The 13,798-nt window shown below is 46.2% G+C and carries 16 protein-coding genes; 8 read left to right on the forward strand and 8 right to left on the reverse strand.

Going from position 1 to position 13,798, the window contains the following annotated elements:
• Positions 1-24: 24 nt before the first annotated feature.
• Entirely contained in the window at positions 25-888 is an 864-nt protein-coding gene (locus tag J7623_RS24880) for a helix-turn-helix domain-containing protein (protein WP_291925638.1), read from the reverse strand.
• Between the two features lie 163 nt (positions 889-1,051).
• Between J7623_RS24880 and ispG the strand changes: the two genes are divergently transcribed.
• The 6 genes from ispG (at position 1,052) to J7623_RS24910 (ending at position 7,063) form a co-directional block, all read left to right on the forward strand.
• The gene (ispG, locus tag J7623_RS24885) at positions 1,052-3,016 is read left to right on the forward strand and encodes a (E)-4-hydroxy-3-methylbut-2-enyl-diphosphate synthase (protein ID WP_291925641.1); all 1,965 of its coding nucleotides are present in this window, start codon (positions 1,052-1,054) and stop codon (positions 3,014-3,016) included.
• Between the two features lie 81 nt (positions 3,017-3,097).
• Positions 3,098-3,499 (forward strand): hypothetical protein, encoded by a 402-nt coding sequence (locus tag J7623_RS24890; protein WP_291925644.1) that lies wholly within the window; start codon positions 3,098-3,100, stop codon positions 3,497-3,499.
• A gap of 367 nt (positions 3,500-3,866) precedes the next feature.
• Complete coding sequence (locus tag J7623_RS24895; protein WP_291925647.1) at positions 3,867-4,784, forward strand: c-type cytochrome; 918 nt, start codon at positions 3,867-3,869, stop codon at positions 4,782-4,784.
• Between the two features lie 14 nt (positions 4,785-4,798).
• A complete protein-coding gene (locus J7623_RS24900) occupies positions 4,799-5,218 on the forward strand; it encodes a DsrE family protein (RefSeq protein ID WP_291925651.1) in 420 nt (139 codons plus the stop codon).
• 11 nt (positions 5,219-5,229) lie between these two features.
• Positions 5,230-6,147: a substrate-binding domain-containing protein gene (locus J7623_RS24905; RefSeq protein WP_291925654.1), complete on the forward strand. Its 918-nt coding sequence runs from the start codon at positions 5,230-5,232 to the stop codon at positions 6,145-6,147.
• A gap of 22 nt (positions 6,148-6,169) precedes the next feature.
• Positions 6,170-7,063, forward strand: coding sequence for a LysR substrate-binding domain-containing protein (locus J7623_RS24910; RefSeq protein ID WP_291925658.1), 894 nt, complete (start codon positions 6,170-6,172; stop codon positions 7,061-7,063).
• 8 nt (positions 7,064-7,071) lie between these two features.
• Here the strand turns inward: J7623_RS24910 and J7623_RS24915 are convergent, their stop codons facing one another.
• From J7623_RS24915 to J7623_RS24945, 7 genes are all read right to left on the reverse strand, one after another.
• Positions 7,072-7,578, reverse strand: coding sequence for a GNAT family N-acetyltransferase (locus tag J7623_RS24915; protein WP_291925660.1), 507 nt, complete (start codon positions 7,576-7,578; stop codon positions 7,072-7,074).
• Positions 7,579-7,610: 32 nt separating this feature from the next.
• Positions 7,611-8,363, reverse strand: coding sequence for a metal-dependent hydrolase (locus J7623_RS24920; protein ID WP_291925663.1), 753 nt, complete (start codon positions 8,361-8,363; stop codon positions 7,611-7,613).
• A gap of 143 nt (positions 8,364-8,506) precedes the next feature.
• Positions 8,507-8,998: a lipocalin family protein gene (locus J7623_RS24925; RefSeq protein ID WP_291925665.1), complete on the reverse strand. Its 492-nt coding sequence runs from the start codon at positions 8,996-8,998 to the stop codon at positions 8,507-8,509.
• A gap of 127 nt (positions 8,999-9,125) precedes the next feature.
• Entirely contained in the window at positions 9,126-9,614 is a 489-nt protein-coding gene (locus J7623_RS24930) for a hypothetical protein (protein WP_291925668.1), read from the reverse strand.
• A 132-nt stretch (positions 9,615-9,746) separates the two neighbouring features.
• Positions 9,747-10,217, reverse strand: a complete 471-nt coding sequence (locus J7623_RS24935; RefSeq protein ID WP_291925671.1) for a hypothetical protein — start codon at positions 10,215-10,217, stop codon at positions 9,747-9,749.
• Positions 10,208-10,708 carry a sigma factor-like helix-turn-helix DNA-binding protein gene (locus J7623_RS24940; RefSeq protein WP_291925672.1) on the reverse strand — a complete coding sequence of 167 codons (501 nt, stop codon included), beginning with the start codon at positions 10,706-10,708 and terminating at the stop codon, positions 10,208-10,210. Before J7623_RS24940 ends, J7623_RS24935 begins: the two co-directional genes overlap by 10 nt.
• A 105-nt stretch (positions 10,709-10,813) precedes the next feature.
• Entirely contained in the window at positions 10,814-11,332 is a 519-nt protein-coding gene (locus J7623_RS24945; RefSeq protein ID WP_291925674.1) for a GNAT family N-acetyltransferase, read from the reverse strand.
• A 141-nt stretch (positions 11,333-11,473) separates the two neighbouring features.
• Here J7623_RS24945 and J7623_RS24950 point away from each other — a divergent pair, with 141 nt between their 5' ends.
• Together J7623_RS24950 and J7623_RS24955 are read left to right on the forward strand one after the other, a co-directional pair.
• The gene (locus J7623_RS24950) at positions 11,474-12,745 is read left to right on the forward strand and encodes an acetyl-CoA hydrolase/transferase C-terminal domain-containing protein (protein ID WP_291925677.1); all 1,272 of its coding nucleotides are present in this window, start codon (positions 11,474-11,476) and stop codon (positions 12,743-12,745) included.
• 26 nt (positions 12,746-12,771) lie between these two features.
• Positions 12,772-13,779, forward strand: a complete 1,008-nt coding sequence (locus tag J7623_RS24955) for a lipid A deacylase LpxR family protein (protein WP_291925678.1) — start codon at positions 12,772-12,774, stop codon at positions 13,777-13,779.
• Positions 13,780-13,798: the final 19 nt, after the last annotated feature.

Consider the following 13,798-nt stretch of genomic DNA (forward strand, 5'->3'; position numbering starts at 1 on the left):
GGACAATTCAGCTATTGACTTGTACTATTTGAACATCATGTCCCGGAAATCCTGTGGAGAGATACCTGTATTATTTTTGAAAAAACGGCTAAAGTAGGCAGGGTCCTCAAATCCAAGCTCATAGCAGATTTCCTTGACACTTTTGTGACTAAACGCCAGGTTGCGTTTGGACTCGAGTACAATCCGGTCGTGTAATAATTCGGTAACGGTACGACCTACCGAACCTTTGGTAATTTCATTCAGTCTTTTTGGTGTAAGGGCGAAAGCATTGGCATAAAACGTCACCTGGTGTTCGCTGTGATAATGCTGCTCCAGCAGGCGCCGAAGCTGTACTACGCGGGCATCGTGGGTTAACGGCATCATGGTTTCAGCAGCATTGCGTTTCTTTTCCCGTTCAGCCAGCAGCATGAAGGCATTCAGGTAATGTTTTACAATACCCCGGCTGCAATGAGGTGCACAACTTTTTTCCCGGCTCATCAACTCCACTAATCCATGCAGTGAGGAAGTAGTGCTATCGCTGATCCTGATGGGACTGTATCCATGCCAGTTATCGAAAAGTGTGGTAAAATCGTAAAGGGTTTCCTTATCATGTTTGTTAGTGAAATAAAACTGCTCCGTGAACGTGAGGAAATGCCCTTCCCGCTCACAATCCAGCTGGTGTACCTGTCCGGGTCTGAGCAGGAAAATCATATTATCTTCCACATCATACCAGACAAAATCCACCATATGCCTGCCTTTTCCTTTAACAAACCAAAGAATCTGGAAATGATCGTGCCGGTGCGGCTGATCGGTAAGTTCATTGCGGAACGCACCCAATGGAGCTACATTAAACTGCCCTTTGAATGGCAGGTGCTGGTACGGTATATCTACAGGCTTATTCAGTAACATAAGGAGTTCAAATTTACGTTTTTATCCCTCCCCTGTACCTGCCGTTCGTGGAATTTAATGTAGCTTTAAGCTGTAGCAAAATTTTCTGGCATATGACATGCCATATGGCCTATTTGCTGGCCATGTTTACTAACTTTGCTTCCGCAGGAAAACAAAAAAACGTATGCAACTTTATTGCGACTCTCTGACAGAATACAAGCGATTGGCCACACTGGAAGTAAAGGTGGGAGATCTTATTATCGGAAATTTTAACCCGATCCGCATTCAAACCATGACTACTACCGACACCATGGATACTGCCGCCACTGTGGCGCAGACCATCCGTTGTATTGAAGCTGGTGCAGAACTGGTGCGTATTACTGCCCCCAGTAAGAAAGAAGCGGATAACCTGCTGGTGATCAAAAACGAACTACGCAAACAAGGCTACCAGGTTCCATTGGTGGCAGATATCCATTTTACCCCTAATGCAGCCGAAATAGCGGCCCGCATCGTAGAAAAGGTACGTGTGAACCCTGGGAACTATGTAGATAAAAAGAAATTTGAACAAATAGATTATACCGACAGCGAATACCAGGAAGAAATTGATCGCATCCGCGAACGCTTTTCTCCCCTGGTAAAAATCTGTAAGGAATACGGTACTGCCATGCGCATTGGTACTAACCACGGCTCCCTGAGCGACCGTATCATGAGCCGCTATGGCGATACGCCCATGGGTATGGTGGAAAGCGCCATGGAGTTTCTGCGTATTGCAGAACACCTGGACTACCGCAATATTGTGCTGAGCATGAAAGCCAGCAACCCACAGGTGATGGTGCAGGCTTACCGCTTGCTGGTACAAACCATGCAACAGGAACTGGGCCACTGCTACCCGCTGCACCTGGGCGTAACGGAAGCCGGCGACGGTGAAGATGGCCGTATTAAATCAGCTATCGGTATTGGTACATTGCTGGAAGACGGTGTAGGTGATACTATTCGCGTATCACTCACAGAAGATCCTGAATTTGAACTGCCGGTATGTAAAGATATTGTGAAGCGCTATACTAACCGGGTCGACTATACGAAGATTCCGGCGGTAGCAAATGTCCCCTACTCTCCTTTCTCTTATCAACGCCGGGAAACCACGCCGGTAGAGAATATTGGAGAAAAACATGTGCCTGTGGTGGTGGCAGATTACAGCCATACAACGGCATTGCAACCAACTGACCTGACCGCCATCGGCTACCAATATGACGAACCAAGTGATAAATGGAACATCGGAGATGCTGCAGCAGATTATATCTACACCGGCAAACAGGTACCTGCCTTTGGATTACCAGGTACCCTGCGGGTGGTGGTAGATGCCGCGTACTGGAATGGTCTTGAAAACAAACCAGAACTGGTGCCTTATTTCACCCCACGGGAATATATACAGGCATGTGAGGTTGACAAAAGAGCCCCCTTAAACTTTGTAGCATACAACTGTAATTACCAGGAGCAGGATGCTCTGCCGCATATGGAGCTGTTGCGCTACCTGTCGCGGCCCGAAGTAGCCGCCAACACGGTGCTGGTAGCCACTGCTACCGGCAGTAATGCCATGGCTGCTATCCGGCGCCTATTCATCACGTTGCTGGAAAACGATATTAAAGTTCCTGTCATCATCCATAGTATCAGTAATCAGCCTTCGGCAGATGAACACCTGATCCATCATGCCACTGAAGCCGGGGCCCTGCTCTTAGATGGTTTCGGGGATGGCTTATGGTTAAGCAATACGGTGGGAACACCTGCCCCGCTTACGTTAAACAACATTGCTTTCGGCATCTTGCAGGCTACCCGTACCCGTATTTCCAAAACAGAATATATCTCCTGTCCGTCCTGTGGCCGTACCCTATTTGATTTGCAGGAAACTACCGCCAGGATCCGGGCAGTGACTCATCACCTGAAAGGCGTGAAAATCGCCATCATGGGCTGTATCGTAAACGGACCCGGCGAAATGGCCGACGCGGACTTCGGCTATGTAGGCAGTGGCGTGGGTAAAATCACCCTTTACAGAGGCAAGGAAATCGTGAAACGTGGCCTTAACAGCGACGTTGCCGTGAATGAACTGATTAATCTGATCCGTGAAAATGGCATGTGGGTAGAGAAAAATTAATTATTAAATATTGCTTAAAATGGCTGGTAGCGGATACATCAATGAGAAAAAAGGCTTAAATTTTCATAAAACATATTTGATATGAAAAAGCTCCTCACCGGATTGTTGGCCATGTTTATGGGTTTAACCGTAGCAATGGCGCAAACACCTGCCACTGCAACTAAAGATGTAAAGGCTAAAACAGAGAAGAAAGCTGCTACTGCCGAAAAGAAAGCAGAAGTAAAGAAAGCTAACGCTGAAAAGAAAGCAGAAGCAAAAACAGTTGCTGCTGAAAAGAAAGCTGCCGTAGCAGAAAAGAAAGCAGAAACCGCTCCGGCTACCGCTGCGTCTAAAACAAAAAAAGACGGTACTCCGGACAGACGTTTTAAAGAAAACAAAACTGCCGCAGCCGCTCCAGCAGCAGGACCTACCAAGAAAGATGGCACTCCTGACATGCGCTACAAAGCCAATAACAAAAATGCAGGAAAACATAAGAAAGCATAAGCTGACCTTCAACTGCACTAAATAACTCATTCTGAAAAGGAGGTATCACAGGATACCTCCTTTTTTATGCAGATACCTTCCTGCTTATACCCTTATTTGACCGCTGATAACACGGATATTTCTATTTAAAAGCATTTTTTCTACTTTTAACCGGATGCTTTTTTTAACCTGTTGTCAATAACTTCTGGTTATTACTAATAGTTATTAGTTATTTGACTTCGCTCTGGTGGCGGACTACATTTGTGTCGTAATCCACCAACCTGTAATTTAAATGGAACCCAACACGATTCAACGTTATAAGCGGATCCTATCCGGATCTTTTGCTTGTTTGCTTATGTTAGTGATGCTGGTCGGTATCGAAACGTTTATGCTTTGCACGCGCCACCTGACCTCTTTTGACAAATTAAGTGCGCCAACCGCCACTGCTGCAGCTGCACCAACTCCTGTATGGAGTCCGCCGGCTATCTCCACCATTCCCCCCGGGGAAAAGGGCGCTGCTATTCTTTACGGACGATCACTTATCAGTGAAACCGCCCGGTACCTGGGGCCTAAAGGCAGCGTACAACCCATGACCAATGGCATGAATTGCCAAAACTGTCACCTGCAGGCAGGCACTAAACCCTTTGGTAACAACTACAGCAGTACAGCCGCCTCCTACCCGAAATTCAGGGCCAGGTCCAACAGCACAGAAACGCTCAACAAGCGCATCAGCGACTGTTTTGAGCGCAGCCTGAATGGCGTGGCACCAGACAGCAACAGCAAAGAAATGCTGGCCATAAAAGCCTATATTGAATGGCTGGGCAGCGAAGTGCCTCCTCATACCACACCCGACGGCAACGGTATCCGTAAGCCCGATTATCTTGCCCGTGCAGCAGACCCGGCGAAAGGCGCCCTGGTATATCAGCAGCAATGCCAGACCTGCCATGGAGGCAACGGGGAAGGCATAAAAGCAGCAGATGATATCTCCTACACCTATCCGCCATTATGGGGGCCACATAGTTACAATGATGGAGCAGGACTATATCGTTTGTCTAACTTTGCCGGCTATGTGAAATACAATATGCCCTTCGGCGTAGACTATAACAACCCGCTACTCACGGATGAACAGGCCTGGGATGTAGCCGCCTTTATCAATTCACAGCCAAGGCCGCATAAAGATCAGTCGGCCGACTGGCACAACGTTGATCAAAAACCAATCGACTTCCCGTTTGGGCCTTACGCCGATGCCTTATCAGAACAACAGCATAAATACGGACCCTTTAAAACCAACCACATTAATCGCTAAACAATAGAAGAACCATGAAGAAAGTAATGCTCCTGCTCTGTCTCTTTAGTATTCTTGGCACGCAATACGCCATGAGCCAGCGCAAAACGAAGTACAAAGCCATTTACCAGCTCAACAGCGATGATGATAAAACCATCCGCAACACCCTCCGAAACATAAAGAACGCCGTGGAAGATCCGCGCCTGCAAGGCAAAGTGACCATTGAGCTGGTGGCCCATGGTGGCGGCGTTACCGCTTATAAAAAGGATCATCCTTACGAGTCGTTGCTACAGGAACTGCGGACCAAAGGCGTATTACTGGTAGAATGTGAAAACACTATGCGGGAGAGAAATATCAGCAAAGAAGAATTGTTTCCCTTCATTCAATATACCCCCAGTGGTAACGGCGAACTAATTATGAAACAAGCCGAAGGCTGGTCTTACGTACACCCATAAACGAAAACATCATGAAATATTTTGCAATTGCGCTGATGGTCACCGTGCTATTGGCGGGGGCGCTGCATGCCCAGGATCATCGCTTTGACCCACCCTGGAACACGCCGCCGGCAGCCGGTGTATCGTTTACGGTACCGGGCATTGATAACGTACCAGACTTATACGGCGACATTATTAATCCGCAACTGGTCATCTTTTTTGCCGGCAACCAGTTTATGGTCATTGACTCCCTGATCCACGACTTTAAGAAAGCTTATCCGCAATATCAGCGGGTATTTGCAGAGACGCTGCCACCGGGCATCCTGGCTCAACAAATCCTCACCGGTTCATTGGTGCTCGGGAACCTGCGGATAGCCGTGCAACCCGACATCTACACCGCTGGCAAAAGCCGTATAGATCAGTTAAAAGATAGCTTCTCCCTGGTGAAAAATTATGCAGGAAACACGCTGGCCATTATGGTACATAAAGGCAATCCCAAAAAAGTAAACCGCCTCTCTGACCTGGCTCGTAAGGATGTAAGGGTTAGCATGCCCAATCCCGCCTGGGAAGGCATTGGCAAGCGCATAGAAGAGGCTTATGTAAAGGCGGGAGGTACCGCATTGCAACAGGCTATTATGCAGGCAAAGGTGAACAGCGGTGGTACTTATCTCACTAAAATACATCATCGGGAAACACCTTTACGCATCCTTTATCAACAATCAGATGCAGGCCCTGTGTGGTTTACAGAAGCTTATTATCAGCAAATGATCGGGCATCCGGTGGAGCTGATCAGCGTACCGGCAACGGAAAACATACAGGCGTCTTATTGGGCTGGTGTGCTGAAAAGTGCCCCACATCCGGAAGCCGCAAAGGATTTCATGAACTTCCTGCTGGGACCATCCGGACAAGGTATTTATAAACACTTTGGTTTTACGCCACCAGAGATGTAAGGTTATTTTGTATTTTTATTGCATGTTCGATTTCAGACTCAAGGTATTTCATACCGTCGCCAAACGTCTTAGCTTCACTAAAGCTGCAGAGGAGTTGTATATTTCGCAACCTGCTGTTACCAAACATATACATGAACTGGAACAGCAACTGGGAATGGCGATGTTTGAAAGAATCGGCAACAAAATAAAACTAACCCGCGCCGGTACACTGGTGATGCACCATGCGGAAATTATTTTCACTGATTACCGCAACCTGGAATACGACGTTAATCAGCTGAAACATATGCAGGGCGGGCTATTGCCTATAGGTGCCAGTACTACCATTGCGCAATACCTGATTCCTCCCCTGCTGGCTAAATTTAACCAGCGGTATCCCGATGTAAAAACATCGCTCACCAACGGTAATACCGAGCAAATAGAACAGGCCCTGTTTGAAAAAAGTATTCAGCTGGGTATCATAGAAGGCAGTTCTAAAAATCCATTGCTGAAGTATGTGGAGTTTGCCAAAGATGAAATTGTACTGATAGGCAATGTAAAACACCGCTACGGTAACGGCGAACCCTTATCGGCTGCCGATCTGAAAACCATTCCGCTGCTGATGCGGGAGCATGGCTCCGGTACGTTGGAAGTGATTACAGAAGAACTGAAACGGCTCAAACTAAAGATCACTGACCTGAACATTGCCATGTATATGGGTAGTACGGAAAGTATCAAATCATACCTGCACCATTCGCCCTGTGCTGCTTTTATTTCTTTACAGGCAGTACAGCGCGAATTGGAGCTGGGAGAGTTTACCATTTTACCGATAAAGAATTTTAAACTGGTACGAAAGCTGCATTTTACGTATTTACAAGGGCTGCAGGACAAGCTTTGCCAGCTATTTATCCGTTTTGCGAAGCAAAATATGACCGAGTAAGGGTAACGCTAATTATTTAACAGGTGCCAGTGCAGCATTTCGCCCGCCGAAGCAGTTTCCTTCATCCCCAGGTGCTGTAATACTTTCATGGAAGCGGTATTAGTAACATCACATTCCGCTATCAGTTTTTTAACATGTGGTTGTTGAAAGGCCCATGCTACCAAAGCGGTAGTGGCTTCCCGCATATAACCTCTGCGGCGGTAAGCAGGTAACATGGCATAGCCGATTTCGATAACACCATTTTTATCCGGGCGGCCTTTAAAGCCGGTGTGTCCTATCACGGTTTTTTCTTCTTTGGATACAATAATCCATAACATCCAGGGAAATGATTTGGGATCATGTTGCAACAACTCAATGAAATGTGGCAACTGTTCCTTCAGATCGTCCTGTGGCCATTCATCCGGAATGGCAGCCTGTAGCACTTCTCCGGCATGCGGGTGGCGCAAATATATTTCCGTTAGCAAGGGCAAACGGCAAGGATACATCAACAAGCGTGCAGTATTAAGGGGTAACATAAAACGGAATTTGACGTCAACTATAATCTTCGCTACCGATATCGTGATTTAATGATACTGGTATCCAATGTCTCTCCTGGTTTCAGCACATGAATATCCAGTTTACTGATGTCTTCTGTCAGCGCTGCCAGCTTTTCCGGGGTACCTGTGAGTGTAGCCATAGATCCATAATGACAAGGGATTACATGCTTTACTTTCAACAGGCGAATAGCAAAAGCGGCTTCCAGTGGCCCCATGGTAAAGCGGTCACCGATAGGCAGAATAGCGATATCTGGTTCGTAGATTTCTCCTATCAGCGCCATATCACCAAATACAGAGGTATCGCCGGAATAGTATACAGACACATCATCACTGGTCCACACAATAAACCCATTGGTGGCATGTGGATATCCGATTTTCCCATCTGGCAGATTGATATGTGCAAAATGGAAAGCGTTGGTCATGGTTATTTTTACATCCAGGATATTGATAGTTCCGCCGGCATTCATTTTCTCAAACACATGATCCGGTATCCCCTGCTCTAACAGGTAAAACCGTACAATAGGATTGGCAATCACTTTAGGGGACCTGGTACGTATGATATCCACAATCTTACTATCCAGGTGATCGCTATGCCCATGTGTAATCAATATCAGGTCTATTTTCTCCGGCACTTGTACATTGGCCGGAAGAAACGGATTATTGGTGTACCAGGGGTCCAACAGGATAACATGTCCTTCCGGTGTAGTGATCTGAAAACTGGCGTGCGCCAGGAACTGAATCTGGGAATGGGAGTGCGCGCTCATAGTTTATGATTAACTGTTTAAATATACTATTAATTAAAGCAGAAAGCGCAACAGGAAAAGCTAATAAAGCGAATGACCAGGGCGGATGCATCATTACATATCCGCGCTGGTCATTCGCCTTATTCGTTTGTTGTTTATGTCTTTTATTTACGCTGCAGTGTATAAATGATAGCTGCATTTTTATTTTCGAAGTTTACGTTGGCTCTCCAGGTCATGGTGCTACCAGCGCCTACTACGTCTACTCTGTAGCCTGTAGTAACATTTTTAGCTTTATCGCCGCTGTACAGCTTTTTGAAGCCCAGCTGGGTAACGCCACCTGATTTGGTGAGGGTCCATGCAATATTCTGGGTTACTGCATTGCAACCATTTTCTGTAGAAGAAATGGTGTAAGAAGCACCTGCCCAGTTATCCGGGAATATCCACTGGCTACCAATAAAGCATTTTGCATTGGCTTCATCGAATACAGTTACTTTAGCGTTATCGGGAATGCCTTCGTATTTAATATCGGTTAAAACCCAGTTACCTTTTACGGCGGCCTTATTAATGTCTGTTGTAACGCCTTGTTTCGGGGAGCAGGAAGTTGCAAAAACGGCTACAATCGCCATCAATAATGCTGCAAATGAAAATTTTTTCATGGGAAATTAGTTTGTGTGTTTAAATGCCATAGTATTCAACACGCAGTTATCAAATAAGGTTTTATAACAGCAAGAATACTGCGGCAAGTTCAGCATTTACAAGAAACGTACCAAATGAAAGTAGTATTTAATGAGTAACAGGGGCAAGTGTTTGGGCTGGCTGGGGAATGGTCAGCCTCAAGAGTACATTTTCCAGTTGTTCAGTGCGGCGAAAAAAATACCAGGTACTGGCTGCCAGGGCCATCGTTAATACCACCATGGCAATAAAAGCACAGCGCCACCACATGCTCACGGTAATTCTTCTGTTCCAGAAAGGTTCCAGGTGTATATAGGTAGGGCCCGGATTCGTGTGTTCATTATAGTTACCCCAGCTCCGCTGTTGCTGTCCCTTTTCTTCCTTAATGCGTTGTAGCAGGTTATGTCTCAGCACCAACGGCGGCATTACTGCCTCTTCAAGCAATTTGCTTTCAAACCGCAGTTCGGCGGCGTTTACTTCCAGTTCCAGCAGTGGGTAAATTTCCCGTAAGCGGAATAATTCTTCCTCCTGTTCAGGTGAAGTGAGGCCGAGCAGGTAACGCTCAATGATGCCACTCTCTATATAATCACTGATGTTCAAAATAGTCCTTTACAAAATCGGCAGATACAAAATATAAGTAATAAATGCCATATCAATAGATACGTGAAATCCGGAATGCATGGATTTCAAATTGAGAAAATATTTTTAAATAACGCTTTTCAACTGCAAAAATTACACCTGGCTGGGAGATGTTTGCTCCTGCTTAACCGGTTGGTGGAGGTTAAAGCTGTGCTGCTCCTGTGACATACGGTATTTGAGATAATAAAAAATAGCCAGGAAGAGGAATACTTTAGACATGATAAAGAAGATAATGAAAAATATCTTCCACCAACGGTGAACGGTGATATGGCTACCGTCTTTCGGCTGAATGTTAATAAAAGTATAGTTGGACGAAGGATCCGAGTAGGCATGTCCTTGTTCCCAGCGGATCTTTTGCAATACGCGATCGCGTATTTCCATGGGAGGCATAGCTGGCTCGTCGAACGCGGCTCTTTCCAGGCGACGTTCCACAAATTCCACTTCGGTATCCAGTTCCGGATACAGTCGTCTCATGTGCTGCAGCTCTTCTACTTCTGCTTCAGAAGCAAGGCCGAGTACGAAGGACTCGATAATACCGCTTTCTATGTAGAATTTTAGTTCCACGTATCTTTTAGGAATTGTCTGAAAGACTTCATAGCGTCTCCCAGGATGTCATTTACTTGCTCTTCCGGCAATGCCAGTAAGCGTGCTATCGTTGTGATTGATAATCCTTTAAAGTAACTAAGCCGGAACACTTGTTGTTGATCAGCCGGCAGCATCAAATAAAATCGTTGTAATACTCCCTCTTCCAGCTTCATCAGGGCAGATCCGGTTAATGCAGTTTCCGGGAGCGCTTCTCTAATGGCTAATTCTCTGGTTTTACGCATTAGCCATGCAAATAAGGTTCTATAGCCGGATGTATGAAAGGTTCCGATATGTTGAAAAACCCAGGTAAATACTCTTACCATTACATCATCCGCTCTTTCTTTTACTGGTACCAATTGCAGCACTACTGCATAGAGTGCTCCTGCGTAGCGATCGTACAACAATTCTTTTGCCGCAGGATCCCCTATCACTAAACGCTCAATGAGCACTTGTTCACTTATATGTGCCAAATCACGCCGCAAAGAAGTTGTGTACTAAGTTTTAAGAATGCTAAAATAATAAATAAAAGCATGTAGACGTCACAACAGCTAATATGAATTTATCAACATATAAAACTAAAATGGACAACTTTTGGGCAAATCCATCCGGTACAACCAGTATTGCTGTCCCAGCCTGGGTTCCAGCTCACACACAATAGAAAATCCAAGATCACTGTACAAATGCCGGGCATCCGGCATAATAGTACTGGTATGCAGCCCAAGGATCTTCTCCCCTTTAGTGGTGGCCTGTTCTATGCACATTTGGGTTAACTGCCGGGCTATTCCCTTTCCCCTGTAAGCAGGATGTACCCCCAAACGGCGCACACTGGCCCAATCGGCCGGATATGGCGGATCTTCCTTGCCGGAATACACCAGGAATACCACGCCTACCAACTCCTCTCCAGCCTCACATACAAATGTGGTGGCTGTACTTATCAACGCCTCCAATGCAGATAAATTGCTTAAATTTTGTTTCATTTTTTCCCAATGCTCCGGCTCCAGCATGGTTTCAAACTGTCCGTAACTCAGCATAGAAACCTCCCGGATAGCCGCTATATCTGCAGCCTCCGCCAGCCTGTAATTCAGTGTATTCATCACCGTTATTTTACTTTTGAGGTCCAACAATTCCCCACCCACGGTTGTTGACAATAGGTAGATAATAAAGTTAAATTTACGATATGACTTTGCTCATAGTTAGTTTTTCTACTGCACGATAATTTTGAGAAAACTACCAACATGTCCTACACATCAATAGAAGCAGCCGTATCATTAATCCAGTCAGGCCAAACCGTATTCATACATACTGCCGCCGCCACGCCGAAAGAGTTGGTACGCGCTATGAGCGCCCGCAGCCACGAACTAAAACAGGTACGCCTCGTTAGCATCCATACCGAGTGGGAGGCTCCCTACGCCGAACCGGAGCATGCCCATGCTTTTCAGATAGACGCGTTCTTCGTTGGTAAAAATATCCGGAAAGCAGTGAATGAAGGAAGAGCTAACTACGTTCCCATGTTTCTCAGCGAAATACCCCGCTATTTCCGTACCTGCGAACAACCCATCGATGTAGCGCTTATCTCTGTATCTCCCCCGGATAAAAATGGCTACTGCACACTGGGTGTATCCTGTGATATCAGCAAAGCTGCCGTAGATGTTGCCAGGATTATTATTGCAGAAGTAAATCCACAAATGCCAAGAGTATTGGGCGATGGCGTTATTCATATATCCCGTATCACCGCGGCTGTAGATGTGGACTACCCTATTTATGCCCAACAGATTAACCCTCCCAGTCATATCGAACTATCCATAGGCCGCCATGTGGCCTCACTGATAGACGACCGCGCCACGCTGCAAATGGGCATCGGCGGTATTCCCAACGCCGTATTACAGTGTTTATCTGACCATAAAGACCTGGGCATCCACACCGAAATGTTTTCTGATGGCATTATCGACCTGGTGGAACGGGGCGTTATTACCGGCAAATACAAAACCGTACACCCCGGATTGCTGATTTCCAGCTTTGCCATCGGCAGTCAACGGCTATACGATTTTATGGATACTAACCTGATCATGCGGCTGATGGACGTGGAATACGTAAATAATCCTACCACTATCCGGAAAAACCCCAAAGTGACTGCTATCAACAGTGCCATCGAAATAGATATCTTCGGGCAGGTATGTGCAGACTCTATTGGGTTCAGACAATACAGTGGTGTAGGCGGGCAAATGGACTTTATGCGGGGAGCAGCACTTTCACAAGGAGGTAAACCTATTATAGCGATCCCGTCTGTTACCGGCAAAGGAATTTCCCGTATTGTATCCAGGCTGCAACCCGGCGCCAGCGTGGTAACTACCCGGGCGCATGTTCATTATGTGGTCACTGAATATGGCATTGCTCATTTGCTGGGGAAAAATCTTAAACAGCGTGCGCAGGCCCTGATCAATATCGCACACCCGGATCACCGTGAACAATTAGAAAAAGATGCTTTTGAGATATTCAAAGTTTTCTGATTCCGGCATGCTTAAATATCTGCTGCGTGAAGAAATTATTACTCTTTCTATTCTTTTGTGCCACTATAGCGGTAGCATCCGGGCAAATTACCCAGGATGCTACCAAACAATTAAGGGTATACGAAGATGATGACTTCTTCAATGTGTGGGGACGGGGTACTGATCGAGGCTATAGTAACGGCTCCCAGGTGGGTTATCTTTACATGAAAAAAAAATCATCAGCTTTCCTGGATAAATGGATACTTCCCACTGCCGGCCCGCAGGCCATCAACGTGTTTGAATGGGATTTAATGCAGGTGATGATTACGCCTAACCAGATCGCCGACAGTAGCTTCATTCCGGCCGACTTTTACTACGCCGGTGCCTTGTTTGCCACACATGGACTTACCTCCTACAACCCCGAAAAGAAATACAGCTTTCATTCAGAACTGGTATTTGGCGTATTAGGTCCCTGGGCGCTGGCCAAAGAATCACAGACCTTTTTTCATCATTTAATCGGATATCAGCCGCCGCGTGGCTGGGAATACCAGGTACCCAATGCGCCGTTGCTCAACTACAATTTTACCTTTGAAGCCATGTTGTGGAATCCCATAAAAAGCCTGGAAATACTGGGTGGCCTGAACGCAAAAACAGGTACTATGACTACCGCTGTGGGCGCCTGGTCTTATATCCGTTATGGTCTTTTTAATCCTTATTTCGGCAATCGTGATCTGACTACTGCCGTGCGCCGAAGGTTTCAACTATATGTGATGGCGCGGCCGCAATTTACCTTCACGGCCTATAATGCGCTATTACAGGGAGGTATATTTAAGTCGGAAGATACTAACTTTGAGCAACTGGATGGTAACCGGCAAACACATATGCGGCGCTGGTCTATCGGTATGGACTATGGCATTGGCATCGTAATTAACCGTATGAGTCTTCTTTATACCCAGAAAACACGTACAGAGTGGATGAGCGGTACGGGCAAACATTCGGTAGGTAACATTACCCTGCTGATTCCTATCTCCCGTAAAACTATTATTGACAAATAGCGTTATTTACCCAAATAAT

Source organism: Chitinophaga sp. (assembly GCF_017745275.1).
Lineage (GTDB): Bacteria > Bacteroidota > Bacteroidia > Chitinophagales > Chitinophagaceae > Chitinophaga.

Coding starts and splice junctions, on each gene's coding strand:
- J7623_RS24950 (WP_291925677.1), top strand. CDS start 11,474: ATGTCCTACACATCAATAGAAGCAGCCGTATCATTAATCCAGTCAGGC.
- J7623_RS24895 (WP_291925647.1), top strand. CDS start 3,867: ATGCTTTGCACGCGCCACCTGACCTCTTTTGACAAATTAAGTGCGCCA.
- J7623_RS24880 (WP_291925638.1), bottom strand. CDS start 888: ATGTTACTGAATAAGCCTGTAGATATACCGTACCAGCACCTGCCATTC.
- J7623_RS24910 (WP_291925658.1), top strand. CDS start 6,170: ATGTTCGATTTCAGACTCAAGGTATTTCATACCGTCGCCAAACGTCTT.
- J7623_RS24920 (WP_291925663.1), bottom strand. CDS start 8,363: ATGAGCGCGCACTCCCATTCCCAGATTCAGTTCCTGGCGCACGCCAGT.
- ispG (WP_291925641.1), top strand. CDS start 1,052: ATGCAACTTTATTGCGACTCTCTGACAGAATACAAGCGATTGGCCACA.
- J7623_RS24900 (WP_291925651.1), top strand. CDS start 4,799: ATGAAGAAAGTAATGCTCCTGCTCTGTCTCTTTAGTATTCTTGGCACG.
- J7623_RS24925 (WP_291925665.1), bottom strand. CDS start 8,998: ATGAAAAAATTTTCATTTGCAGCATTATTGATGGCGATTGTAGCCGTT.
- J7623_RS24945 (WP_291925674.1), bottom strand. CDS start 11,332: ATGAATACACTGAATTACAGGCTGGCGGAGGCTGCAGATATAGCGGCT.
- J7623_RS24890 (WP_291925644.1), top strand. CDS start 3,098: ATGAAAAAGCTCCTCACCGGATTGTTGGCCATGTTTATGGGTTTAACC.
- J7623_RS24905 (WP_291925654.1), top strand. CDS start 5,230: ATGAAATATTTTGCAATTGCGCTGATGGTCACCGTGCTATTGGCGGGG.
- J7623_RS24915 (WP_291925660.1), bottom strand. CDS start 7,578: ATGTTACCCCTTAATACTGCACGCTTGTTGATGTATCCTTGCCGTTTG.